The sequence below is a fragment of the Lacibacter luteus genome (assembly GCF_004118265.1).
GTDB classification, from domain to species: domain Bacteria; phylum Bacteroidota; class Bacteroidia; order Chitinophagales; family Chitinophagaceae; genus Lacibacter; species Lacibacter luteus.
In genome coordinates, this window is sequence record NZ_SDHW01000001.1 from 1,106,097 (window position 1) to 1,132,322 (window position 26,226).

Annotated in this window: 17 protein-coding genes and 1 tRNA gene; 8 read left to right on the forward strand and 10 right to left on the reverse strand. The window is 39.6% G+C overall.

The annotated features are described in order from the left end of the window. Positions 1-154 precede the first annotated feature (154 nt). Positions 155-2,668, forward strand: a complete 2,514-nt coding sequence (locus tag ESA94_RS04220; protein ID WP_129129595.1) for a YfhO family protein — start codon at positions 155-157, stop codon at positions 2,666-2,668. Then, entirely contained in the window at positions 2,665-3,768 is a 1,104-nt protein-coding gene (locus ESA94_RS04225; protein ID WP_129129596.1) for a glycosyltransferase family 4 protein, read from the forward strand. The genes ESA94_RS04220 and ESA94_RS04225 overlap by 4 nt, the downstream gene beginning before the upstream one ends. Here the strand turns inward: ESA94_RS04225 and ESA94_RS04230 are convergent. Further along, positions 3,763-4,884, reverse strand: coding sequence for a glycosyltransferase family 4 protein (locus tag ESA94_RS04230; RefSeq protein WP_129129597.1), 1,122 nt, complete (start codon positions 4,882-4,884; stop codon positions 3,763-3,765). The genes ESA94_RS04225 and ESA94_RS04230 overlap by 6 nt on opposite strands. 69 nt (positions 4,885-4,953) lie before the next feature. Between ESA94_RS04230 and ESA94_RS04235 the strand changes: the two genes are divergently transcribed. Next, positions 4,954-5,790 carry an FkbM family methyltransferase gene (locus tag ESA94_RS04235; protein ID WP_129129598.1) on the forward strand — a complete coding sequence of 279 codons (837 nt, stop codon included), beginning with the start codon at positions 4,954-4,956 and terminating at the stop codon, positions 5,788-5,790. Here ESA94_RS04235 and ESA94_RS04240 read toward each other — a convergent pair. Next, entirely contained in the window at positions 5,774-6,631 is an 858-nt protein-coding gene (locus ESA94_RS04240) for a glycosyltransferase family 2 protein (protein ID WP_129129599.1), read from the reverse strand. The two genes, ESA94_RS04235 and ESA94_RS04240, sit on opposite strands and share 17 nt — an antisense overlap. A gap of 75 nt (positions 6,632-6,706) precedes the next feature. On the opposite strand from ESA94_RS04240, the gene ESA94_RS04245 reads away from it, so the two are divergent. Further along, positions 6,707-7,471 carry an FkbM family methyltransferase gene (locus ESA94_RS04245; protein ID WP_129129600.1) on the forward strand — a complete coding sequence of 255 codons (765 nt, stop codon included), beginning with the start codon at positions 6,707-6,709 and terminating at the stop codon, positions 7,469-7,471. Positions 7,472-7,475: 4 nt separating this feature from the next. On the opposite strand, the gene ESA94_RS04250 is transcribed toward ESA94_RS04245, so the two are convergent. The 4 genes from ESA94_RS04250 to ESA94_RS04265 all read right to left on the reverse strand — a co-directional run bounded on the left by ESA94_RS04250 (position 7,476) and on the right by ESA94_RS04265 (position 13,208). Then, positions 7,476-8,426: a glycosyltransferase family 2 protein gene (locus ESA94_RS04250; RefSeq protein ID WP_129129601.1), complete on the reverse strand. Its 951-nt coding sequence runs from the start codon at positions 8,424-8,426 to the stop codon at positions 7,476-7,478. A gap of 221 nt (positions 8,427-8,647) precedes the next feature. Beyond that, positions 8,648-9,397, reverse strand: a complete 750-nt coding sequence (locus ESA94_RS04255; protein WP_129129602.1) for a LytR/AlgR family response regulator transcription factor — start codon at positions 9,395-9,397, stop codon at positions 8,648-8,650. A 61-nt stretch (positions 9,398-9,458) separates the two neighbouring features. Then, entirely contained in the window at positions 9,459-12,419 is a 2,961-nt protein-coding gene (locus ESA94_RS04260; RefSeq protein WP_129129603.1) for a sensor histidine kinase, read from the reverse strand. Between the two features lie 12 nt (positions 12,420-12,431). Further along, positions 12,432-13,208: a menaquinone biosynthetic enzyme MqnA/MqnD family protein gene (locus tag ESA94_RS04265; RefSeq protein ID WP_129129604.1), complete on the reverse strand. Its 777-nt coding sequence runs from the start codon at positions 13,206-13,208 to the stop codon at positions 12,432-12,434. A 205-nt stretch (positions 13,209-13,413) separates the two neighbouring features. Between ESA94_RS04265 and purB the strand changes: the two genes are divergently transcribed. Together purB and ESA94_RS04275 are read left to right on the forward strand one after the other, a co-directional pair. After that, entirely contained in the window at positions 13,414-14,751 is a 1,338-nt protein-coding gene (gene purB / locus ESA94_RS04270; protein WP_129129605.1) for an adenylosuccinate lyase, read from the forward strand. A gap of 34 nt (positions 14,752-14,785) precedes the next feature. Then, entirely contained in the window at positions 14,786-18,298 is a 3,513-nt protein-coding gene (locus ESA94_RS04275; RefSeq protein ID WP_129129606.1) for a T9SS type B sorting domain-containing protein, read from the forward strand. Positions 18,299-18,356: 58 nt separating this feature from the next. Here the strand turns inward: ESA94_RS04275 and ESA94_RS04280 are convergent, their stop codons facing one another. Continuing rightward, entirely contained in the window at positions 18,357-18,710 is a 354-nt protein-coding gene (locus ESA94_RS04280) for a YraN family protein (RefSeq protein ID WP_129129607.1), read from the reverse strand. Between the two features lie 108 nt (positions 18,711-18,818). Here ESA94_RS04280 and ESA94_RS04285 point away from each other — a divergent pair, with 108 nt between their 5' ends. Then, positions 18,819-19,379 carry a DUF6580 family putative transport protein gene (locus tag ESA94_RS04285; protein WP_129129608.1) on the forward strand — a complete coding sequence of 187 codons (561 nt, stop codon included), beginning with the start codon at positions 18,819-18,821 and terminating at the stop codon, positions 19,377-19,379. 123 nt (positions 19,380-19,502) lie between these two features. On the opposite strand, the gene ESA94_RS04290 is transcribed toward ESA94_RS04285, so the two are convergent. Beyond that, a complete protein-coding gene (locus ESA94_RS04290) occupies positions 19,503-21,128 on the reverse strand; it encodes an acyl-CoA carboxylase subunit beta (protein ID WP_129129609.1) in 1,626 nt (541 codons plus the stop codon). Positions 21,129-21,224: 96 nt separating this feature from the next. On the opposite strand from ESA94_RS04290, the gene ESA94_RS04295 reads away from it, so the two are divergent. Continuing rightward, positions 21,225-21,298: transfer RNA gene (locus ESA94_RS04295), tRNA-Ala, on the forward strand. 138 nt (positions 21,299-21,436) lie between these two features. Here ESA94_RS04295 and ESA94_RS04300 read toward each other — a convergent pair. After that, a complete protein-coding gene (locus ESA94_RS04300; RefSeq protein WP_129129610.1) occupies positions 21,437-23,830 on the reverse strand; it encodes an alpha-L-arabinofuranosidase C-terminal domain-containing protein in 2,394 nt (797 codons plus the stop codon). A gap of 22 nt (positions 23,831-23,852) precedes the next feature. Next, positions 23,853-26,204: a glycoside hydrolase family 127 protein gene (locus ESA94_RS04305; RefSeq protein WP_129129611.1), complete on the reverse strand. Its 2,352-nt coding sequence runs from the start codon at positions 26,202-26,204 to the stop codon at positions 23,853-23,855. Positions 26,205-26,226: the final 22 nt, after the last annotated feature.

Below are 26,226 nucleotides of genomic sequence, written 5' to 3' on the forward strand. Positions count from 1 at the left end.
AAGATACCGAATAATCCTTCCTGAATATTTCGTACTGTTAAAAATGCCCTCAATCCCCAAAATACCATTATTTTGCCTCACTGAATCTGAAAATTTATTCCTAAGCGGAAATTGATGCAGGTCTTTTACACTTTATACGTTTAAACAAGAGTATATGAAGTTTGATTTCAAGAAACTTTTACCCCATGTAATTGCGGTTGTAATTTTTGTTGTTGTAGCATTAGTTTATTGTAAGCCTGCCATACAGGGCATGGTATTGAATGCTCACGATAATATTGGTTGGAAAGGGATGGCACAACAGTCGATTGAAGCCAAAGAAAAGTATGGTCATATACCCAACTGGACCAACAGCATGTTTGGCGGTATGCCGGGTTACCAGGTTGCAATGGAAGCAACACACAGTGTATTGTTCGGACATGTTGAAAAAGTGCTTTCACTTGGTTTGCCTAAACCTGCTAACTTCTTTTTTCTTGCATGTATCTGTTTTTATATACTCGGGCTTGCATTACGTTTAAACCCATGGGTAGCCGTGTTGGGAGCTTTAGGTTATGCTTACTCTACCTACGACCCAGTTATTATTGGAGCCGGTCATGATACAAAAATGCTTGCCATTGCCTACGCACCACTTGTAATTGCAGGTTTGCTTTTACTGTTTCAGAAAAGATGGTGGGCTGGTATAGCTGCCCTTGCAGCTGGCGCAACCTTACAGATCAGCACCAGTCACCTGCAGATCGTTTATTACACACTGCTTATTTTAGGTGCATTGAGTATTGGATTTTTAATTGACAGTTTTAAAAAGAAAGAACTTGCTCATGCAATTAAGAGCCTTTCACTGGCATTACTGATTGGTATACTTGCTTTCAGCAGCAACGCCATTCATACACTTACCAACTGGGATTATGCAAAAGAAAGTATGCGTGGTGGTGTAAGTGAATTAAAACAAAGTGGCGACAAGAATACAACCAGCGGCGGTTTAGATAAAGATTATGCTTTTAAATATAGTGTTGGCATTGCAGAAACATACACGTTGTTAATACCCGGTATTTACGGCGGCAGCAATGGTGGCGATGAATACAAAAAATCGCAGTTTGCTGATAAACTAATGGAAGTTGGCTATCCGGAAGATCAGGCTTTGCAATTTGCAAACCAAGTTTCTTATTGGGGCGGACAACAACCAACATCGGGACCGGTTTATTTCGGCGCTATTTTCATGTTACTCTTTGTATTTGCATTGTTCTTTGAAAAAGGATGGTTAAAGTGGAGTTTGCTTGCAGCAGGTGTGTTTGGTGTTGTACTTGCCTGGGGTAAACATGCAGAAGCGATCAACTATTTCCTTTTTGATTACATGCCGCTGTATAAAAAATTCCGTGCACCATCGATGGGTTTGGTAATGCCGCAGATCTGCTTTGTTCTTTTAGGAGCAGTTGCCATTAACAACCTGTTGTTCGGTAACAACGCTGCAGAACAAATAAAAAAGGCATGGAAGAACACTGCAATTGCAACTGCGGCGATTCTTGCTGTTGCAGCTCTCCTTTATTTCAGCTTCGATTATGTTTCACCTAACGACAGTGGTATTAAGCAGAATATGTCCGGAGCTATGCTGCAACAATTTGCTCAACAAGGGAAACAACCAACAGCTGAAATGCAGCAACAGGCAGAAACTTTTGGTAAAGGATTTGTTGCAGCTATACAAGCCGACAGAAAGGGTTTGTTTGGCAGCGATCTGATGCGTACTGCATTTCTTTTAGTGTTAGGCATTGGCTTAATATGGGCTTTTGCTGCAAACAAATTAAAAGCAATGCCTGCATTAATTGTCTTACTGGTTATTGGTTCATTTGACCTGCTGCTTGTTGACAGGCGTTACCTCAACGATACAAAATTTGTTGAGCAAGGCGATTTTGATAATGCTTTTACAATGACTGAAGCTGACAAACAGATCAAACAGGATGCGGGTTACTATCGTGTATTAAACACTACAACAGATTTCACCAACGAATCAAATACATCTTACTATCATAATTCAATTGGTGGTTATCACCCTGCAAAACTGCAGATCTATCAAGACCTCATCGAAAACCAGATCGCTAAAAACAATATGCAGGTATTGAATATGCTCAATACAAAATATTTTATTGTGCAAAATCCGCAAACAGGTGCGCCAATAGCGCAAATGAATCCTGCAGCTTTCGGACCGGCATGGTTGGTGAAGCATGTGCATTTTGTAGCAGATGGCAAAGAAGAAATGAAAGCACTCGACAGCATTAATCTGCGTGATACAGCTGTTATACAAACCAAATTTAAAACTGCTGTTGGTGCGCAGCCCGGTGCTGATTCAACTGCAAGCATCCGTTTTATTGAAAACAGGAATGATTATATACAGTACGAGTCATCTTCGTCTGCCAATCAGTTTGCAGTTTTCAGCGAAGTGTATTATCCAAGAGGATGGAATGCGTTTATCGATGGGAAAGAAGCTGAGATCATTAAAGTGAACTATGCTTTGCGTGGATTGGCATTACCTGCAGGTAAACACAAAATTGAATTTAAGTTTGAGCCAAAAGCATTTATCATGGGCGATAAGATAACTATGATTGCATCGATCTTAGTGTACCTTGTTGTGTTTGGAAGTTTGTTTATGGCATGGAGAAGCAGCAATAAAGCAATTGCATGAACAAGGTTTTGAGTATTGTCCCCTATCCTTTTCTTCCTTATTTCTCAGGAGGACAAAAACTCATTGCGCAGTTTAACGCTTACCTTGGAGAGGCATGCGAACTGCATGTTGCAGGCACTGCTAACAACAATGCAGCATTAGCAAAACATTATACGTTCTATCCTTTTTTACGAAACAGCCGTGTACGTTTTTTAGACGTAACGGCTTTTTTTCGTTTACAGAAATTGATTCGTTCTAAAAAGATAGATACGATCATTATTGAACATCCTTACTTCGGTTGGCTTGGATGGTTGTTGCGAAAAGCAACCGGAGCCCGGCTGATTGTGCATACACACAATATTGAACATGAACGTTTCCGCAGTGTAGGTAAACCTTGGTGGAAAATATTGAAGTGGTACGAAACTGCAGTGCTTCGATCGGCAGACACTGTTTTTTGCATTTCTGATGAAGACATGGAATGGATGATTAACAAAATGCAGGTACAGGCTAAAAAATGTGTACTTGTTCCTTATGGCATTACAAACGAAACAGCTCCCGCAGACAAAGCCATTTGCAAAAAACAGGTTTGTGCTCAACATCAGATCGACCCTTCAAAAAAAATACTTTTCTTTAACGGTTTGCTCGATTACAAACCCAATACAGATGCTTTAACAACGATATTGGAAAAAATCAATCCACTCCTGTTGCAAACAGATTTTCCGTATCACATTCTTATTGCAGGTAAACGTTTACCCGAATCGTTTAACGGATTGAAGCAATGGAATAATGTAAACGTAAGCTATGCCGGTTTTGTTGATGATATTGATCTCTATACAAAGGCAGCAGATGTATTACTCAATCCTGTTACAAGTGGCGGTGGTGTAAAAACAAAAATGATTGAAGCACTTGGCATGAATACTGCAGTAGTTGCTACAACAACAGGGGCAATGGGTGTTAAGAAAGAATTATGTGGTGACAAATTGGTGGTAGTTACCGATGATAACTGGCCGCTGTTTATAGCAGCTGTTATAGCCGCATCAAAACAGGAACATGCTACGCCAGATGAATTTTACACTATGTATTCGTGGAAAAATATTACGCAACGGGTTGCAGCACTATAAACATTTGTTAATGCTTTGCCACAATAGCTCAGCTGTTTTTTCCCAGGTAAACTGTTTGCTTCGCTCCACTCCTCTTTGAATTAATTGCTGACGTAACGATTCGTTTGCTGCCAGTTGTTTCATTGCATCTTTAATGGCAACTGTGTTTGTTGGATCTACAATTAACGCAGCATCACCGGCTACTTCGGGCACAGATGTTACGTTCGATGCAATAACGGGCACGCTGCAACGCATCGCCTCTATTACAGGAATACCAAACCCCTCGAAAAGAGGAACAAACGCCAAAGCCAATGCCGATGCAAGCACAAGGTTTAATTCTTCGTCCCCTAAACGACCGGTAAAAACAATATCACTCCCGGATCTTAATGCTTGTTGTGTTGCAAACAGCTCATCTGTTTTATACATGCTGCCCCCAACAATAAGCAGTTTGGAGGTTGTACCTGTTTCCTGTTTAAACAAGTCAAATGCTTCCATCAGCCGCTGAATATTTTTGCGTGGACTTAATGTGCCAATGAAAATGAAGTAAGGTTCGCCTTTACTGTATTTATTTCGTGTATTGCGGATAAGCGTTGTATCAATCGGTTTATAAAACGAATTGATGCCGCAATACACCACATCAATTTTTTCGGGGCTGATGTGATAGTTGATACAAATATCCTGTTTGCTGTACTCCGACACTGTTGCGATTTGCACCGCCCTCTTTGCAAACTTTGGAAAGAAATAATTGTAATAGTTGCGGTTGCTGAATTTAAGATCGGCAGGATTATGAAAGAAATTAATATCGTGGATAACTGCAAACTGTTTGCCTTTGTAACCGAGCGACAATATTCCATCGGGTGAAACAAACAGATCGGGCTTTATTTTATTGAGCAGCCGCTTTGCGCTCCACTCAAACCAAAGTACATTTAATACTGCATGCTTGGCGGGAGGAAACAACACATGAACTGTTACGTTCGGTCCGAAAATAAACGAATGATCAGGCATTGAATCGAAAAGAAAATGAAATTCAATCTGCGGATTTTTTTGGACAATATAACGCAGCGTGTTAAACGTAAACCACCCGATTCCATCCATCCGGTTTTTACGCAGCAGTCTTGTATTTACGGCTATTTTCAAAATTTGCTCTCAGCTATTTAAATAGGCTTCTGAACAGCTGCCTATATTTGCCATGCAAATAAACGGATTATGAAGAAAATTGTGCGTATTCTGGGATTAATTCAGCAGATCAATCAAAAAAAACAATTAAGCAAACGCCAAAAACGTCAGCTTATTAAAACATTGCTGTACCTCGAATATAAATCCTACACAAACGCAGGTTATAATGAAATTGTAACAATCTCTATCCTTGATTTTACTTTTAGCGGATATGGCTACGAAAACTTATGCATCCTTTTCCGTGAAATTTTTGTGCAGGAAGAATACCAATATTTTCAAACAGATTTAAAGAGCCCAGTTATTGTGGATTGCGGCGCTAATATCGGAATGGCTACACTTTATCTTAAATGGAAATTTCCCAACGCAACCATACACTCTTTCGAACCCGATCCTTCTGCGTACAGTATGCTGGAGCGAAATACAAAAGCAAATAATCTGCAGCATGTTTTTCTTTATAACAATGCAGCAATGGCTGAAGAAGGTGAACTTGATTTTTATACAGCCGCAAGTCATAAAGCATCGTTGATGATGAGTACAGTTGCAAGCCGCATGGATGAACAAAAGATTACCGTAAAAGGAATTGATTTTGCAGCATTTCTAAATAACACAAAGCCTTCCCTTTTAAAAATTGATATTGAAGGGGCTGAGAAAAAAGTATTTCCTAAGTTAAAAGAAACAGGAGCATTAATCCATCTGCAACAAATTGTAATGGAATACCATCACATGATCGATCGTTCCGGATCAGATTTTTCGAAAATGTTACACACGCTTGAAGAAAGTGGATTTGAGTATAATCTCATAACGCACTTCAACGAAGCCGGAAAGTTTCAGGATGTTTTATTGTACGCTTTTAAGCCTCGGCAGTAAACGCATCCGCATCATTAATTTTTTTACTCAACCCTAACCAGTCAACATCGGGGCTTACAAGATCCTTTTCCAAATGCGTTCCAATGGCCGGGTATGGTATCCAGAGTTTGTATCTTTTTCCGGAAAAGAAATAGCGAAGGCTGTATTTCACCGCCATTTTAAGAATATTGAAACTCTCCTTATTCGTAAAAAAGAAACGGATATAGGCAACCGGATTTAAAATAAATGTTTTTGTAAGCACGAGCCAAACTGCACAATCGTTATTGCCATTCGAATACGTTAATAACACATCCTTGGTTGCAAGTAATGTTTGTTTGGTTGTAAGAAAAGTTAAGCAGGTTGAGCTGTCGGTTTTCCAATGCTGCCCGTTTACCATACGTTGCTCTTTCGGATGTTGATGGATTGGATGTGTAAACGTATCCATGTGTACATAACAACTTAAAAAGTCAACATCAGTTCCGCTCCTCAACATTTCAAGCATTTTTTTAAACTCTCCCGGGCGGTACAAATAATCATCTTCTGCAAAATACACAGCATCAGCATTCTCCTGTTCAAGTAAAATTTCAATTTGCTTTTTAAAAGTGGCCCAGTTGCCAATTGACGGCGTTTCAATAATTGTTGTATCTGTTATAGGAAAGATTGAATGAATAAGTTCATTATACGATGGCGGACATCCATCCAGAATAAAAAAATAACGCACCCGCAATCCATCAGCCGATAAACGAAAAGATTGGAGACAGGTTTTAACAAGTTGAAACTTGTTATCCGGAAAAATGATCGGCGTTTTTGAAACACCGGGATATATGCGCCAGGCTACTGCCAGATCGTAGTTCTTACTCATAAAATCAGGACTGAAAGTTATTTACTATCTTCGAATTTTTACAAACATTATTCCCGTTCTTATATCTTAAGCAGAATGTTACGAAGGCTCGGATACAGTATTATACAATGCATTCTTTTAATCAGAAATTACGGAGCCTGGAAAGGATTTTCAATCTGGAGACAAATCAACCTTTCGTTTTCACAAACGGCCGTTATACAAAGCCGTTTATTTAAAAACCGTTTACACTTACGCAAAAAAGATTCTGATATTGATATTTTCAACCAGGTTTTTGCAGAGCTGCAATATAAATGGAAAGATATTGAACAGCTGAATCCTGCTGTTATTGTTGATGCAGGTGCCAATATTGGTTTAGCCGCCGTTTACTTTGCCAATTTGTTTCCCGAATCGAAGATCTATTGCATTGAGCCGGTAACTGCCAATTTTAATTTACTTAAACAAAATACTTCAGGCTATGGAAATATTCAGCATTTGCAGGCTGCAGTATGGTTTAAGAACGAATTGCTGCAAATAGAAAATCCCGAAGGGTTTAGTGCCGGCCTTACTTTAAACAGCAGTAACAAAACAACAGGCATACAGGGCTATTCCATTGATGCCATTATGGATCTGCTGAAAATTGAGCACATCGACATTTTAAAAATGGATGTGGAAGGTGCAGAAAAAGAGATCTTCGGACAAGGCCCTGTTGAATGGTTAAAAAAAGTAACCATTCTTGTTATTGAGCTGCACGATATGTATAAAGATGGGACTGCGAATGCATTCTTCGCTGCCTTAAACAACAACTTCAGTAAAATGTATTTTCAGGGAGAAAATATTATTTGCTTTCTGAAAAAAAACTAGTGCATTACTGTTTCTTACCCGGGCTGTGCAAAGCATAATGAATGCTCATACATATTTTTGAATAAGCCCCATATTTTTTCAGCGCATCAACACCCAGTTTCTGCTGCCAGCTGATCATACTTTTAATTACAGCAGGAACATGGTGCAACTGCACATACTCTTCCAGTTCTACAGTTGTTTTTATTTTCAGGTTCCGCATTAAGCGCCAGTAATAATCGTACACAAAAAAATAACTGAGCGCTTGTGCGCCCAATTTGTGTAACAGATAAAAATTCTCCGGCAGCTCAACTTCCCGCTTGCGGAAAGAAGCTTTGGTTATTTGTTCACTGCCAATGCCAATATGAATCAACGGTTGTTTAACAGCATAAAACGAATGCTCCCGAAGCACACGGATATAAAATTCAAAATCAACCACCCATTTGATCGATTCATCAAACCATTGTTTTAATTCGTTTTTGATGAGTGTTGTACTTGGATGTCCTACATAATTGGTACGAAATAAATACAAAGGATTTCGCCGCAACATTTGTTCCTGTGAGCTGCTGAGTACAAAAGATTGCTGCTCTCCTGTTTCAAGCTGCACATTTACAAAACCACTAAAAATGAATACAGCCTTTGTTTGCATTGTTGCATTTGCAAATACAGCCAGACTATGTTCATCTGCAAACCAATCATCGTCGTGCATAATTTTTATCCAGCGGCCTGTTGCATGTGCTATGGCAGCATTCCAGTTAGCGGGAGAGCCAAGAGGTGTAGCATTTCTGTAATATGAAATTGGCAGAGATGGGCGATACTGATCAATCAGTTTACCTACAGCATCATCTGGGCTGTCGTCTGTTACAACCACTTCATAGTCCTGAAAGGTTTGCGACTGAATTGATTGAAACAGCCTTTCCAGGTAAACAACATTCTTGTAAGCAGGAATACAGATAGATATTAAAGGAGAGGAACTCATTTTTGCCTTATGTGACAAATATACAAAGCAGGGCTATAAAAGAAAAAGAACCCACGGACAGCCTATTTTAATTTAACTGTAGCAGGGGTTCAATGCATATAGATGGGTCATAATGGCTTTCGCAACGGCCTTCGAATACGAAATAAAGACAAACGTTTCGCCCTGCAAAGGGGAACTATATAACCGTGCCGCAAAAACTTACAACTGTGTAAAAGCTATGGCTAATACCCGATCCGCTTCATAAAATCGTCTTTTCTACGGGTTGCAACTTCCAGGAAAGTGCCATTTTCCATCTCAACCTCCCCTCCTCTACCCTTATGGTATTTCTTTACTTTATTAAGATTAATGAGGTAGGAATGGTGCAACCGAAAGAAGCTGTCTTCGGGCAAAATATCTTCATACTCTTTGAGGCTTTTTGAGGAAATAAGTTTTTGACCGTCTACCGTAAAAATATAAGTATATGCACCACTTGCCTCGCAATATAAAATCGCTTGAAAATCGACAAAATCCAGTTGGTCTTTAAACGTAGGTACCGCAATTTTCTGCAAGCCGCCTGTTGGCTGTTTAATATTCTGCATTAAAAACCGCAGTTGTTCATTGATGTTTTTTTGGCCTGCTTTTAATTCAGCTTTCGCTACAACAGCTTTTAATTCATTAATATCAACAGGCTTTAATAAATAATCAAGTGCAGAGTATTTAAAGGCTTTTAACGAATACGAATCGAATGCTGTAACAAACACAATTTCAAAATTTACCGGCATAATCTTATCCAGCAGATCAAAAGCATTCCCATGCGGCATTTCAATATCGAGCAGCACCAGATCGGGCTTTAGTTCTCTAATTAAATCGTAGGCCGTGTCGATGTTATCAGCTTCGCCAACATGTTCTGCCTGTGGACAATACTCCTTCAACAATTCTTTTATTATGCGCAAATTCTTCGGCTCATCATCAACGGTTAACACTTTAAGCATAAAAGCAATTTTAATCTATTAGAATATTAAAAGTAAGCAGCATTTACATGCAACATCATATTTAAACAGGAAACTTTACAGAAACACTTGTGCCACAGGCTTCGCCACTTTCATTCGTAAGATCTTTCACTATAATAACAATCTTTCTATCGGCATTTCTGTTTAACAGTTCAACCCGTTCTGCCGTTAAAGACATACCTCTCGATTGATATTCGATTGGATTAACAGCCTTCAACTTACCTGCCTTGTCACGACCAATGCCGTTATCTTCAACAATACATTCCAACACAGCATTTCGTTCAATAAAGGAAAGCTGAATGTGCCCGTTCTTATCTTTTAGATAACGAACACCATGCCGCAATGCATTTTCAACATAAGGTTGTAACATCAGCGGTGGCAACCGAAGTTCCGCAGCAGGAGAAACAGCATCTACTGTTATTGTAAAATCGAATTTGCTTTCCATACGCATGCGCTCTAGCTCAAGGTAATTTTTCAAATAGCCAATTTCCTCTTCTAAGGTGATTTTTTCTTTCGATGAGAAATCGAGTGTTTGCCGCATCAACTTCGAAAATCCGGAAATAAAACTGTTGGCACCTTGTACATCACGATCGATTACATATTGTTGAATTGAATTAAGACTGTTGAAAATGAAATGCGGATTCATTTGCGACTTTAATGCAAGCTGTTCTGTTTCGCTGATCCGGTGTTGTAAAAGTTCTTTCTCTTGTTGTCGCTTACTTATTTCCTTTTCTCTTTTCTTGTAGTAGAAGAATATGGCGGCAATCAACAACATCGTAAGTATGGCCCAGAAAACCGGCGTTTTCCACAAAGGGGCTTTGCACTGTATTGAAAGCGAAACTGTGGCAACACGATCGCTCCAATGCTCAAACTCCCGTTTTGCCTGAATTTCCAAACGATATTTGCCATATGGTAAAGGATTAAACTGTATCTCGAGATTGTTTGTATAAAACCATGTTGAATCGAAACCTGCCAACCTGTAACGATAGTTTAATTTGCCAACATTTGAATAACTGAGTGCTTCGTAACGAACAATTAAATTTCTCTTAAAGCTGCTTACATCCAGCAACGCCTCCTCTGAGCTTATTTGCTCACCTATACGTATAGATGATACATACAACGGTAAGGGTTCGTAGCTTTTTCCGATAAAGGCTTTTTTTGAAAGAAATGAAGCACCGGTATTTGTACCGGCTATTACATAATCGTTATAGGTGATCAATTCATTTACTTCGTTCGAAAGCAAACCGTCGCTTGCATTGATATTGTTGATTGAAAACCGGAGTGGTGCATAAGATGTAAAACGAAGTATCGATATTCCTTTATTACTCGCAACCCATACGTTATCCTCATCAACTAATATGCGCCTGATATTATTACTTATCAGTCCGGTATTTTCTGTTAACTGAATTAACGAGTCTGCATCTTCTATCAAAAGCCCTTTTCCCCGGGTGCCAACCAAAAGCTGGCCTCCATTAAATTTTGCTATATCTGTCACCCGGGAAGAGAAGAGCGGTTTTGTTGAATCGTAAGGAACAATTCTTCCATTTCTGTAATACCACAAACCAAACACATTGCCTACAAGCATATCTCCTTTGTTGTTAACAAATAGCCTCGAGGCTCTGAAAGATTCCTGCGTTATTAACTCAAACCCTTCCTTGTTCTTGGAATTTAGTTTTACAATGTTATTTGTAATCCCGATGTAGATATTTCCATTCTGTTTTACAAAATTTGACAATCCGATAATTGTTTGAAAGGTCTGCCCATTAACTGTTCGGGCAAAAAAACTTCCATCCCTAAGTATATTCGAAATCACACCTCCCACAAAAATCACCTTCGAAGTGTCTTCATAAAACGAATTAACCGATTCTAGGTCCAAGTTGAAATTCTGCCACAAAGAATGAGGCTTAAAACGTACAACTTCTCCATCACTAAACCCGGCGAGTAATGTTTTGTCCTGTAATTGATAAAGAGCAGAAAACTTCTTCTTTAGTATTTCATTATTCTTTGAAAGATGAGCAATTCGAGACGGCTGTAAATAAAAAACTCCACTATTTAAACTTGTTAGCCACAAGCCTCCCTCCATATCCTTAAGTATGGACACCAAATGAATACCCTTTAAATAAGTTGCGACTATTTCACTCCTGCTATTTTCAATTACCAATCCATCTTCGGTTGCATAGTATTTATTACCGTCAACGTTAGCAGCGTCGTATACGATCAAATTGAGCTTTTTGGTCTGGTAGTTACCGTTTCGTAAATTAAGATCAACCTGAAATTCTCTCAACAGTATCACAACTTCCGAATCAGATATCTGCCGGATCTTAAACCGTTCAGGAACTACAACTACAGGCACTTCAACATGATAGGTCCGTTTGTTCATTTGGATATTTACAAATGTTGAAATCTCAGGTAATTTTGGTCCCTCATTATATCGTATTGGATATTCGCTTATATAAGTAAAGAAATGCCCTTGCTCCGCCTGCGCCATAATGATTTTAGACGAAGGCCTGATCTTTATTAAATCAATCGCATCTCCATTCTTGGTAATTTTATAAGAATGCGGTCCCGAACTCGCAACAAACAAATTGTCATCAGTATCAACATAAAACGATTGAATAATTCCGGGCTGTGTTAAAGCCATCAGCTTTTTGTTCCACTTATACTCTTCAAACTTTTCATTTTCAAACACAAACAGCCTGCCCGAAAAAGACCATGCCCAAATGCGTTTTTTATAATCTTCGTAAAAGCCAAGAATGGAATTATCGGCCAGGTTATAGGTTTTAAATTCGTAGCCATTAAACCTGCACACACCATGATCGGTTGCAAACCACATGTAATGCCGTGCATCCTGTAATACTTTATGCACTTCAGAACTTGGCAATCCGTCGTTTGGTGTGTAATTTTTAAATGCATAACGCAGCTGTTGTGCATTACTCCAATGTGCCAGGAAAAAGGCAAGAAAAATCAGCAGAAAAAAACGATGTCTTCCGTAAAGCTGCATCATTAAAAATACAAATTATGCATTCAAAAAAGCCAGGAACTTCTCCATGCCTTTACGTTTGTTATCATCAAGCAAATAACTGATGTTGTGCGTATAATATTTCTTTAAATCGTATACCGGATACTTTTGGGCTTCTGCAATTTCATCAATATGTAAAAAACCTTCGGCATTGGCAGCATTAAAACGAGTTATCCAATCTTCGCCCATAGGAGTTAAGCTTACCCAAACGGCAAATACAAAAGGAAGATTGGTCATAGCCTGCCATTCGCTGGCCAGGTCGTAAATATAAGTAGAGAGTCGGCGTTGCTCCAATGCCCTGTCGCCAATTACCACTGCGCCTGTTCTACCTTCAATTTTGGTACGGTAGCTTTCATCCTGCGCATTGATAATTTCGGGATGAATGCCCCAGAATTCGTTCATCAACACTTTTGCCAAAGCCACCGAAGTTCGGCTTTGATAATCGAGATAAACAGTAGTTAGTTCGTTAACCGGCACTTCGCTGAACAGGCAAACCGAAGCCACTTCATGCTCTGCCGCAATACAATAATCGCTTACAATAAAATAGTTGGGTAATTCTTTCAATAAAGCCACGGGCACAAGGGCCACATCAACCTCTCCAGCTTTCAGCATTTCGGCTACTCTCGCCGGATAACCCGGTACCAATTCATGGTCCTGCAGAAATGCTTCGTTCTGCATACCATACATCATGGGTTTTGTGTTTAAATAACTTACTGCGCCAACTTTTATCTTATGCTTTTCGCTCATCATTTCCTTTAAACAAATTTGTAGCATAATGCCGATTAATAAACCCGGGAAAGGGGTTTTGTTACGTCGGTATTCTTCAATTCATTTACTTTTGCGCTGCAAAGAAAAGGATTTTTTGGTGGGCAGACGGCTTGCTGCTATTGAGCTTCTGTTGCGTCGCACATTTGTGTTGCAACAACCATATGTAGCAATACTTTAGTCAACTGATTAACTACAAACTGTAAACAATTTCATGGAACTTCAAAATCTAACAGCTATTTCTCCGGTAGACGGACGCTATCGTAACCAATTACATCAACTCGATGCTTATTTCTCCGAATTTGCACTGATCCGTTACCGTGTGCTGGTGGAAATTGAATACTTCCTTTTCCTTAGTGAAAAGAAGTTCTTTAAACTTACTGCCCAGCAAAAGCAGGCCTTGAAAGATGTTGTAACGAACTTTTCGGTTGAGCAGGCGCAGGAAATTAAAAATCTTGAAAGCATTACCAACCACGATGTAAAAGCAGTCGAATACTTTTTAAAACGTGAGCTGGAAGCATTAAAGCTCAACGATCTGAAAGAGTGGGTTCACTTTGGTCTTACATCGCAGGATATTAATAACACGGCTATTCCGCTTTCATGGAAAGAAGCGTTGGAAAACGATTTGTTACCTTCTGTTTCAACCCTCATTTTAAAACTGAAAGGCTTTGCAAAAGATTGGAAAAATATTCCGTTGCTGGCACGTACACACGGACAAGCAGCATCGCCAACAAAGCTGGGCAAAGAAATAATGGTGTTTGTTGAACGATTAGAAAATCAGCTGCAACAACTGTCGGCCTTACCTACTGCCGCAAAATTTGGCGGTGCAACCGGTAACTTTAATGCACATTACATCGCTTTCCCTAAAAAGGATTGGGTAAAATTCGGTAATGAGTTTGTTGAACAACAACTCGGTTTACAGCGCCAGCAATACACAACGCAAATTGAACATTACGATAGTTTGGCTGCACAAATGGACAGCATCAAACGTATCAATACCATTTTGATTGATTTATGCCGAGACATCTGGACCTATGTTTCCATGGATTACTTCAAACAAAAAATCAAAAAAGGTGAAGTGGGCAGCAGTGCCATGCCACATAAAGTAAACCCCATTGATTTTGAAAATGCTGAAGGTAACCTGGGCATTGCAAACGCCTTGTGGGAGCATTTATCGGCCAAACTTCCTGTTTCAAGGTTACAACGTGATTTAACTGATTCCACAGTGTTACGTAACCTCGGCGTTCCGTTTGCACACACCATACTTTCATTAAAATCGATCGACAAGGGATTGAATAAATTATTGTTGAACGAAGAAAAAATCAGGCAAGATCTCGAAAATAACTGGGCAGTAGTTGCAGAAGCTATTCAAACAATTCTCCGCAGAGAAAATTACCCTAACCCTTACGAGGCATTGAAAGAATTAACAAGAGGCAATGCTGCAATTACACAAAAATCAATGCAGACGTTTATTAAAGGGTTAAAAGTGAGTGCAGAGGTAAAGAAAGAGTTACTGAAAATTTCGCCTTTTAACTATACGGGTGTATTTTAAAGATAAATTATGTGATAACCACATAACCACTTCCATGCGACAATTACTAACCTCTCTTTTTTTATTTACTTGCAACTTTTGTTTTGCACAGCTGAATATTCCTTGTAATAATTGGTTGCAGTTGCCTTCATATAATTCATTTGTTAATGTTGGCGACTTAGATATTTCTGGTAATCAAGTTACGGTGGAAGCAATTTTTTCAAGAACAACACCTTATTCAGGTGGATATTTATGGGCTGGAGACCTTGTGTCAAAACACACCGGACCAAGTGATGTAAATTATTTGCTACGTCCTAATAATGCTGAAATAACTACAAGTAATGGCTATTTCTGCACACCCCCTGCCTGTAACATACAACTTAATAAAGTCTATCATGCAGCAATGGTTTATGACGGAGTTACTTTAAAATTTTATCGCAACGGATACCTCATTAGTAGTGTACCTGCATCTGGAAACCTTTTTCAAAACAACTTGAATACCCATATTGGATATTATGATGCCAATACATACAATACGAATTTTATCGGCTATATAAACGAAGTTAGAATTTGGAATACAGTCAGATCGCAAGCTCAGATTCGTTCCTACATGAATACATCACTACCGAATCCCACAACTCAAACAGGGCTTTTGGCTTATTATACTTTTGACAATTTATTAAATAAGCAAGGGAACACCACATTTAACGGTACTTTGGGAGGTTCAGCTATTTCAAATAGCACTTTGCCAACATGCAATTATGTTATCGATTCCTGCGAGCAAATCGCCCTACCTGTTGATTCTACCATTATTAACAAATATACCCCGGTGTTGAACTATGACATTTGTCTGAATCAGCTTATTGTAGAAGATGCTTCTGAATTTAAAGTTGGAGATACGGTGTTATTATTTCAAATGAAAGGCGCTGCAATTGACAGCTCCAACACATCATCATTTGGCAATGTAACAGATTACAAAAGTGCTGGGAACTATGAGTATAACTACATAAGAGCAATAAATGGCAATGTTATTGATTTAAAAAATACGCTCCTACGAACTTATGAAATACCCCAAGGAGTAGTTCAGCTGATTCGTGTTCCCTATTATTCTTCCTATAGTAATACACAAGTGCTCACATGCCTTCCTTGGGATGGAAAGAAAGGTGGCATACTTGCTTTAAATGTTCAAAACAACTTTAGCATGGGGCAAAACATTGATGTTTCTGGCAGAGGTTTCCGAGGTGGGGTAGCAATCAATAGCCAATTAAATAGCTGGCAGCCAGGCTGTGAATCAAACAATTATTTTTATCCATCAAATGGAAACGCTTCGCAAGGTAAAGGTGAAGGAATCGCTCAGTTGAGCAGTGCAAAAATGTCTGGCAGAGGAAAGCTTGCAAATGGAGGCGGTGGAGGAAATCTTGTAAATGCAGGTGGTGGTGGTGGTTCAAATGGTACGGCTGGTGGACAAGGAGGAAACCAGTTCGAAGGTTGTGGCAATAATCCATTCGCAAACGGTGGTAGCCCGGGCTTAGCTTTAAGTTATACAAATGCAGTAAATAAACTATTTCTTGGAGGCGGTGGTGGCGCAGGTGATGCAAATGATCCATTAGGGGGAAATGCATTTAACCCTAATGGCGGAAATGGTGGTGGAATCATACTGATATCCGCAGAAACAATTACGAGCAATGGATTTCAAATAATTGCAAATGGGAATGACGGGAAAGCATGTACAACTAATTGCAATGAAGGCATGGGTGGCGGTGGTGCCGGGGGTACTGTTTTCATTTCTGCCAATCAATTTGTTTCTGCATTAACTGTAACTGCAATAGGTGGCAAAGGCGCAAACAACACATCCGTTTTAGTATCTTCTCTATTAAAAAATCATGGGCCTGGGGCGGGCGGTTCTGGCGGAATAGTACTTCTAAAACAAGCTACAAAGCCGACCAATGTAATAATTAATAACAATGGTGGAGCAAACGGAATCATTACAAATAATAGCAATTTCGCTTTTGGGGCGCAAACTGGCACACAAGGATTAACACAGTATAATTATTTTTTACCTATTAGTACCGCCCCTTTCAAAAAAAATATCGACTCAGTTCGAATAAACTTCAGTAACCCCGTTTGTAATTCTTATATGTTTAGCGGTTTGGGATTCACGAATAGTCTTCCTGTTAATAGTTGGCAATGGTTTTTTGGAAACGCTGGAATGGCAGCAACACAAAATGCATCCTACACTTTTAACAATCAGGGATCCTACGATGTAAAACTTATCGCTAAAGATATAAATGGGTGTAAAGACAGTATTACAATTGCTATAACAGCAATTGCTACTCCTCAACAACCTGTTGCTACACTTTTACAACCAACATGTACAATTGCAACTGGAAGTATAACTATCAATTCTCCCCTTGGCAATAATTTTGAATACAGTATTAATAGTACAAATTTTCAAAACAGTCCTGTATTTACTGCTGTGGCACCAGGAGCTTACAATGTTATCGTAAGAAACAAATCAAATGGATGCTTATCACCCATATCTTCCGTTTCAATTGATCCGGCAACAAACTCAGCCCCTGTTCCAAAGGCCCTTGTTACAGATCAACCAGATTGTATTATACCAACCGGTACAATTACAATAAATTCTCCTCTTGGAGCATTTTATGATTACAGTATTGATGGAGTGCAATTTCAATCAGGTACGGTTTTCAATAGTTTATCGCCAGGTAGTTACTCAGTGACTGTAAGAAACAATTTAACCGGCTGTCTTGCAACTTCAACAGTATTATCTGTTGATCCTGTACCCGCAAATCCTGCCATTCCGGTTATTGGGGCTATTTCACAACCAGGGTGTACGGTTAAAACGGGATCTTTTACAATTGTTTCTCCTTTAGGAGCAGATTTATTATATAGCCTCAATGGAAACAATCCGCAAGCCTCAGGAAATTTTGTAGGTTTAACACCCGGCACTTATTCCGTTACTACAAACAATAGCAGTAATGGATGTATCTCTTCACGTATCAATGTAATCATCAACCAGCAACCTGTTATTCCTACAATTGCAACTGCATCAGTAACTGAACAACCCAATTGTACAATTTCCTCGGGAACAATTACAATTACAGCCCCTATTGGTAATAACTATGAATACAGTGTTGATGGAGTTTCCTTTCAATCTTCATTCCTTTTTCGAAACCTTTCGCCCAATAATTATAATGTAATTGTGCGTGATAAAAATTCTGGCTGTTCTTCACAACCGCTTCAACTCATTGTTAAGCCAGACGTTGCTGCAACTGGAAACTATTTTATGGCAAATGCATTTTCGCCAAATGGCGATGGATTAAATGACTGTTTCGGTGTTAAAAACTGGGGAGTAATAACTGAATTTCAATTCATGATTTTCAATATTTGGGGCGAACTTGTTTTTTCAACAACTAACCCAATAGCTTGCTGGGATGGAACTTTCAAAGAACGGCAGTCACCTCTCGGCAATTATGTTTACTACATAAAAGCAAACACACTTTGTGGAAAAGTTGAGCGGAAAGGCAACCTTGCTCTTATCAGATAATTAAATTTTCAAAAAAAATTATACATCAATAATAGCATGGTTGGTATTCACTTTGTGATCAACTGATGTCTTCCAGAAAAAAATACTCCGGTGCTTTGTATTTGTGTAACCGAATGCTGAGTATATCGTACTGAATCCTCTTCCAACCGGGATATTGCTGCAGGTATTCTTCACCTGCATTCATCAACCGTTCTAACTTTTTTTCTGTTACTCCCTCTTCAGGATGACCGTAGGTGTCGGTTGTTCTTGTTTTAACTTCTACAAAATGCAACACCTCATTTTTAGCAGCAACAACATCCAGCTCAAAATAAGAATGCTTCCAGTTGCGATGCAGTATAGCAAAACCCTGAGCAAGCAACCAGGCTGTTGCCAGCTCCTCTCCTTCTTCGCCTGTTTTGATGTGTTTTGCCATAGCACTAAAATAATCGATTCCCGCTTATCCACATATCGTGAATGGCAGCCTGAAAAAATGAACGTTCGGCAACTGTTTTTAGTTATTTTTGTTGCCTAATACAGGTTTATGAAGTCGACTAAAACATACATTATTACATTGGTTGCGCTCGTTATTGTAGCTGCACTTTACCGCATTATCCCCGGTCGCCCGTTCGGATTTGCACCACAAATCGCTATTGCACTGTTTGCAGGTTCGGTCATAAAGGATAAAAAATATGCATTTGCATTACCTATCCTCAGCATGTTCATTAGCGATGCATTGTACCAGGTTCTATACAGTGCCGGGCTTTCTTCTATCAAAGGATTTTATGGCGGACAGTTAACCAACTATATTTTATTTGTCGGCTTAACGGTAATCGGCTTCTTTATTAACCAAAAGAAAGTATTACAGATTTTTGCTGGCGCACTTGCCGGACCGACTGCTTATTTTCTTATCAGCAACTTTTTAGTATGGATCGGTGGTGGTGGTTATGGTCATCCGAAAACATTTGCAGGTTTGATGGCAACTTATGTTGATGGTATTCCTTTTTACGGAGGTAGCTTAGCTGCAACAGTTCTGTTCTGCACAATGTTCTTTGGTGGATATGCATTATTCAATACCTCAAAGGAATTGAAAACAGCGCAATAATATCCTGAGCGATGTCGAAGGAGATGCGATAAACATAACGCTTCAAAATATAGAAAGCCCCGAATCGGGGCTTTTGCTTTTATAATACGTCTGCCGGTCCGGGGCTGTACCGACGAAGCTGCATTACACCTGAAACACCCCCACTCGCAAATCATCCATATCCGGATTATTATTTGCTGCAGCAATTCCTTCGCTGATTACTTTACGTGTTTCAACCGGATCGATAATTTCGTCTACCCATAACCGTGCAGCGGCATAGTAAGGCGTTGTTTGCGCTTCGTATCTGCCTTTAATTTCATCAAGCAACTTGTTCTCATCTTCCGCACTTACTTCTTTGCCCTTTGCTTTCATAGCAGCTACCTGTATCTGCAACAATGTTTTTGCTGCCTGCTCACCGCCCATCACCGCAATTTTTGCTGTTGGCCATGCATAAATAAACCGTGGATCGTATGCTTTGCCGCACATGGCATAATTACCGGCCCCATAAGAATTACCAATTACAATCGTGATCTTAGGTACAACACTGTTCGCAACTGCATTCACCATTTTAGCTCCATCTTTTATAATGCCGCTGTGTTCGCTTCTGCTACCTACCATAAAACCGGTTACATCCTGCAAAAACACCAATGGTATTTTCTTTTGATTACAGTTGAGGATAAAACGTGCAGCTTTATCGGCACTGTCGTTATAGATCACACCGCCTAACTGCATTTCATTTTTCTTATTCTTTACAATGGTTCGTTGATTGGCTACAATACCAACTGCCCAGCCATCGATACGTGCATAACCGCAAAGAATGGTTTTCCCATAGTCCTGTTTAAACTGATCGAAATCGCTGTCATCTACAATTCGCTCAATAACTTCAAGCATATCATAAGGCTTCCCATCGGCAGGGAATAACCCATACAATTCTTCAGCATTTTTTATTGGAAGCTTAGCAGCTATACGATCAAAGCCGGCTTTCTTTTTTTCACCTAGTTTGCTCATCAACTTCTTTACTTCGTCTAAGCATTCCTGTTCGGTCTTGAATTTATAATCGGCAATACCACTCAACTCAGTATGTGTAACAGCACCTCCCAATGTTTCTGCATCAATATCTTCACCAATTGCTGCTTTCACTAAATAAGGTCCGGCTAAAAAGATCGAACCATTACCTTCTACCATCAATGTTTCATCACTCATGATCGGCAGATAAGCACCTCCTGCAACACATGCGCCCATCACAGCAGCAATTTGTGTGATGCCCATTGCACTCATACGTGCATTGTTGCGGAAGATGCGACCGAAATGTTCTTTATCGGGAAAAATTTCATCCTGCATTGGGAGAAATACACCGGCGCTATCAACCAAATAAATAACGGGCAAGCGATTCTCCATTGCTATCTCCTGCAAACGCAGATTTTTTTTACCGCTGATAGGAAACCATGCACCTGCTTTTACTGTTTGATCATTTGCAACAATGATACATTGCCGTCCACTCACATAACCAATGCCTGCAACTGTACCACCTGCCGGACAACCACCTTGCTCTGAATACATTTCGTAACCTGCAAAAGCACCGAGTTCAATAAATGGTTTATCCGCATCTTTCAGATAGTCGATGCGTTCACGTGCAGTAAGTTTGTTGCGTTCACGTTGTTTTTCGATTGATTTTTTACCGCCACCTTCATAGATCTTTTGCATACGTTTACGCATTTCGCTAAGCGAAAGTTTCATTTGATCTTCATTCCTGTTGAACTGAATATCCATACAGCTAAAGTTTATTAATTACAATCGTTAGCGCAAGATAAGTGCAAAAAGGCGAATGATTTTCTTTTCTAAAAACTGCTATATTTGCCACCCATCGGGGAATTAGCTCAGTTGGCTAGAGCGCTTGCATGGCATGCAAGAGGCCACCGGTTCGAATCCGGTATTCTCCACAGCTTTAAAAGCCGCCTTCGGGTGGCTTTTTTATTTATTATTATAAAGAGAAGGCGATTCTAATTGAATCGCCTTCTCTTTATTTCCAATTCTGCCTATTGACATGAAACAACTTCTCTTCACTATTCATCCGATTGTTATTTCATTTTTATTCTTAAAACAGTGAAAGAATATTTCGGCAACAGCAGTTTATTGTTTTGTACAGCTTCCTTTGTAACTACAGGTTTTGAATTCTTATCATCAGGATTTCCTTGTAGTACTGTTTTTTCTATCTGATAATTGCCAAGCTGCAGATCTTTAAAATCAACAGTCGCTTCAACAGGTAAAAGGTTAACGAGCTTTATAATAAGGTCGCCTGTTTTTACATCTTTTACAATTGATGTTGCAATCCTTTTTTGAACATCTGCATTACCATGATCGACAGTAACACTGCTTTCAATATATTCTTCACCTGCATTGTTGCCAAACATCTTTTGGACTTCATAACCCGGCGTGGGTTTCAGTTCGCTGTTGTTGAAGTAGATCATATCCGGATTCCATTGCGTGTGTCCTTCTTTCGCAAGCAATGGTGCGTACGAAGTCATTTCTACTACATCACCGTTTCGTTCCACACTGCACAAATACAACGCTTCTGCAAGAGCAGTTTCCATATTGTTGGGCCTGCCTCTTACATGTGCTGCATATTCACCGAGATAAACTTTCGGTTTTGTACGATCGTACTTGTCATAGTAATCCTGGTTATTGATCAACCATGCCGGTGGGACATAATAATGTTCATCCACCATTGGCACACCCATTGCCGATGCAAAGTCCCAACCAAAACTGTAATCGCTTCCTTCGTAAAACGGCCCTACTGTTCCGATGACGATCATGTCAGGATACTTCGCTTTAATGGCTTTGTAGATCATTGCAAAGCGTTCTTTGAACACTTCTGATATCAGATCTTCATTACCGATGCCAATGTATTTTAAATTGAAAGGTGCAGGATGCCCTGCTGCTGCACGCAGCTTTCCCCATGTTGTTGATTTATCTGCATTGGCCCATTCGATCAAATCGAGAATGTCCTGTATATACGCATCCATTTCATTGAGCGGAATACCACCCTGCTGACCTGCAATGCCTGTTTGATGATGATGACTTGAGTTTTGACAGGGAACACCAGCCGCAAGTACAGGCAAAGGCTCTGCACCAATATCTTCACAAAACTGAAAGTACTCATAATAGCCAAGCCCCATTGTTTGATGATAACCCCATAAATTAAAATCAGGTTTGCGTTCTTCCAGTTTACCAATTGAATTTTTCCATTGATAAATATTATCCAACCCATTGCCATGCGCCAGACATCCACCGGGGAAACGCATAAAGCGAGGTTTAATATCTGCAATGGCTTGTGCAAGATCTGCTCTCAATCCATTCTTTCTGTTCTTAAATGTTTTTTGTGGAAAAAGTGAAATAAGATCAACAGCTGTTTCATTCTTTTTTGCAGTAACAGAAAGCCGTGCATGTTTGAATGATGTGTTTGCAATCAATACTGCTTTGTATTGTTTCCAGTTTGCAGCATTCGCCGCAATGGTTATTTCATTTGAAATTTTGTTGCCATTGCTATCTGTCAACACAACAGACAGACTTCCTTTGTTTACCGAACGTGCAAATAAGGAAAGATCATATTTCTCCCCTGCCGTAACAGCAATGCCATCAAATCCATTATTTACAATTTCATCGCCGCTTTGCAACACAGCATAGTGCGGATTATTTTTAGAAACAGGCTGAGCAGTTTCAATTATCAATTTTCCATTTTTATTTATCCAGTTAGTTGTACTGTTCCATTCTCTTCTGTCTTTCGATGAATATTCAAAATCCCTGTTCTGGATCAGCTCTGCATACAAGCCACCATCGGCTGCATAGTTCAAGTCTTCAAAGAACACACCAACCAGTTTATCGCTGATCGTTTTCTTTCTATCCATGTGTACATTTAATGACACATTCACAGGTTTCAGCGATGGATTTTTTTCTGCAAAACTTTGTGCTGTTACGCTGTATTGCATATTCCGATATGCTTCCAGGTCGGTATGATTGATCAACGCCTGCACAAAACTCCAAGGTTGTTTATAAACAACAGTTGCATTGCTCAATGCTTTATTGATTGCCGGAAATTTTTTCTTCACTTCCTCATACAAAAAATAATCCTGCGGCTTCCATAAAACAAGATCACTCGTGGTTGCAACGCCCACCACTTTATGCTCGGCTTCTGTAAAAAAGTAGCAAGCCCATTCTGTGCTGCTGTTCTTTACCAAAACAGGATCATACATCTTTTTACTTGAACCCCATCTGCCGTAATCGCTTCTCAAAAAAGAAAATTCGTTACCAATGCTGATCCAGTTCTTACCGTCAAAACTGTAAGCGATGTGCAAGCCGTTTTTATTATCGTTCTTACCCGTCGTATATCCCTTTACAAAAACGGAGTCGGGATGATGTGCAAATGCACTCACAAACGACATGATAAAAAACAAAAACAGTAATACTTTTTTCATTTATCAACTTTTAAATGATTTTTTATTTCAACAACCGCACATAATAAATGCCACCAGCGATTGATTTATCTTTTGCTACAAACTTCACAATGATCATTTTTTGTTTGGCTACTTCAGCAGGCAATACATAATCCTCATCAAAAAACTGATCGCCTTTTGTTCCGTTCAGCTCAACAGTTTGCAGCAATACATCATTCACATAAATGTCAAACAAACGGTTACGATCCTGCCCGAAATAAGTAATGCGTAATGTGCGTGCTGTTGCATCTGCATTCTTCAATTCATAGCTGAACCATTTCTTTGCTGTGCGCCAGTGACCATCTCTATGCACACCCGACTCTGTTTGTTCACCTTTAAAAAAATGATCCGATTCCGGTTGCTGTTCACCGGGAGCAACCTGGTCAACAGTTATTTTTTCCAATGCAATTTTCGCTTCTTCTTTTTTGCGTATCTCTTCTTTAATGGTTTCTAATTGTGCTGGTGTGGCATATCGCCAGTACAACATATAACGACTGTCATGAATCGTATAAAAAGGAACTAATTGCAGCTCCTTATACTTCGCCGGATAAACAAATGAAGATGCAGTATAGGTAAATGCTTTGCCTTTTACCGGTTGCAGTGATGTAATATTTTTCTTATCAGCCGTTACGAACATTGGTGCATCATCTATCGGGTACGAAGGCCCGTTTGCAATATGTCCGTTGCGACTTTCATTTGCTTTCAGCCCAGTTAAGCCTGTTGAATCTGTTGCAGCTGCTAATACGATCGGGCCACGTACAAATGATACCCATGATGAACTGTCGGGCAAAAACTCCGCTTTAATTTCCATTGGTAATTTTATCGTAAGCACATCATCTGTTTTCCAAACACGTGTTACTGATGCATAACCATCTGCATTTCGTTTTACGGCTACTGCTTTATTATTTACAAATACTTTCAGCGCTCCTTCTTTTATCCACGAAGGATAACGGAAAACAATTGCAAACTGCTGTGGTTTTTTAATACTGATCTTCAATTGCGTTTCTTCACTGTAAGGAAAGGCTGTTTCCTGTTTTACCTGCAAACCTTTTTCTTTCCAGTTAAGTGTGGATGGAATAAAGAAGTTGACATACAGATCGTTTGCAGTGCGTGCATAGATCAACTCACCATACTTTCCATGATTTTCTAAACCTGTACCAACACAACACCACATACCCATTTGCGGTTGCGAGTATACACGGTAATGCCGTGGACGAACAGGTGTGAAATAAACAAACCCACCATCAGGATGTTGCGACGAAAGAATATGATTGTATAGTGTACGTTCGTAGTAATCCATGTATGTAGCAGAAGGATGAGCAAGAAACAATTGCTTCGAGAGCTTGAGCATATTGTAACTGTTGCAGGTTTCAGGGCCTTCTTTTGTTTCGATCATGGAAGAAAAATCAGTTGCCGGATTGAAATGTTCTCTTACGCTGTTGCCTCCAATGGAAATAGTCCTGTGTTGTGTAACCGTATTCCAGAAAAAGTTGGCTGCATTTGTCCAGCTGCTATCGCCTGCAATGGAGGCAATGCGTGCAAAGCCGATCACTTTTGGTATTTGTGTGTTGGCATGTAACCCATTGAGTGCATCTTTTTGTTGCAGCAGTGGATCAAGAATTGTTTTGTGTGACAAACGTTTTGCAAGCTCTAAATATCTTTTATCGCCGCTGATCACTGCCACATCTGCAAACGCTTCGTTCATACCACCATGTTCGCTGCGGAGAATTGTTTGCAGTTGCTCATCAGTCAGTTTCGATGCAACACTGTAAAACCAATCGGATAGTTTTACAAGAATTGTTTTTGCTTTTTGATTGCCCGCTATGCTGTACGCATCGATCAATCCTGCATACAGCTTATGAATATTATAGAGTGGAACCCATTTATCATTGAGCGAAAAACCGCCGGCATTAATTTTTCCTGCAGCCACATCCTGCCACATTTTTTTACCGCCGGGTATGCCACCTACATAACCATCTGCATCCTTCTGCTGGCATTTTTCTAATTGATCGATCATATAATTCAATCGCCGCAAAACTTCTGCATCACCTGTTGCTGCATACATATTCGCCAATGCAGAAAGATAATGCCCGCCAATATGTCCACCCAATCCATCGCTTTCCCAATTGGGATAGCCGATCGTTTTTGTTTCAATGCCTGCTTCTTTTAGAAACGGTGCAAGCAAACGATCCATATCCATTGCAAGGATATATTTCTTATCTGTTTCCTGTGCCTGTTTGAACGGACTGTTAAGCAATCGTACATCAGAAAGCGCAAAGGTTTTTAATTTATACGTTTGAGCTTTGCCCATCAATTGAAAACAGATGACAATTAAAAAAAATAACCTTGCTTTCATTTTATGTTTATTACTGTTTAAT

Excerpts from the sequence above, each read along its gene's own strand:
- ESA94_RS04220 (WP_129129595.1), top strand. The coding sequence starts at position 155 with ATGAAGTTTGATTTCAAGAAACTTTTACCCCATGTAATTGCGGTTGTA.
- ESA94_RS04225 (WP_129129596.1), top strand. The coding sequence starts at position 2,665 with ATGAACAAGGTTTTGAGTATTGTCCCCTATCCTTTTCTTCCTTATTTC.
- ESA94_RS04235 (WP_129129598.1), top strand. The coding sequence starts at position 4,954 with ATGAAGAAAATTGTGCGTATTCTGGGATTAATTCAGCAGATCAATCAA.
- ESA94_RS04240 (WP_129129599.1), bottom strand. The coding sequence starts at position 6,631 with ATGAGTAAGAACTACGATCTGGCAGTAGCCTGGCGCATATATCCCGGT.
- ESA94_RS04245 (WP_129129600.1), top strand. The coding sequence starts at position 6,707 with ATGTTACGAAGGCTCGGATACAGTATTATACAATGCATTCTTTTAATC.
- ESA94_RS04250 (WP_129129601.1), bottom strand. The coding sequence starts at position 8,426 with ATGAGTTCCTCTCCTTTAATATCTATCTGTATTCCTGCTTACAAGAAT.
- ESA94_RS04255 (WP_129129602.1), bottom strand. The coding sequence starts at position 9,397 with ATGCTTAAAGTGTTAACCGTTGATGATGAGCCGAAGAATTTGCGCATA.
- ESA94_RS04260 (WP_129129603.1), bottom strand. The coding sequence starts at position 12,419 with ATGATGCAGCTTTACGGAAGACATCGTTTTTTTCTGCTGATTTTTCTT.
- ESA94_RS04265 (WP_129129604.1), bottom strand. The coding sequence starts at position 13,208 with ATGCTACAAATTTGTTTAAAGGAAATGATGAGCGAAAAGCATAAGATA.
- purB (WP_129129605.1), top strand. The coding sequence starts at position 13,414 with ATGGAACTTCAAAATCTAACAGCTATTTCTCCGGTAGACGGACGCTAT.
- ESA94_RS04275 (WP_129129606.1), top strand. The coding sequence starts at position 14,786 with ATGCGACAATTACTAACCTCTCTTTTTTTATTTACTTGCAACTTTTGT.
- ESA94_RS04280 (WP_129129607.1), bottom strand. The coding sequence starts at position 18,710 with ATGGCAAAACACATCAAAACAGGCGAAGAAGGAGAGGAGCTGGCAACA.
- ESA94_RS04285 (WP_129129608.1), top strand. The coding sequence starts at position 18,819 with ATGAAGTCGACTAAAACATACATTATTACATTGGTTGCGCTCGTTATT.
- ESA94_RS04290 (WP_129129609.1), bottom strand. The coding sequence starts at position 21,128 with ATGGATATTCAGTTCAACAGGAATGAAGATCAAATGAAACTTTCGCTT.
- ESA94_RS04300 (WP_129129610.1), bottom strand. The coding sequence starts at position 23,830 with ATGAAAAAAGTATTACTGTTTTTGTTTTTTATCATGTCGTTTGTGAGT.
- ESA94_RS04305 (WP_129129611.1), bottom strand. The coding sequence starts at position 26,204 with ATGAAAGCAAGGTTATTTTTTTTAATTGTCATCTGTTTTCAATTGATG.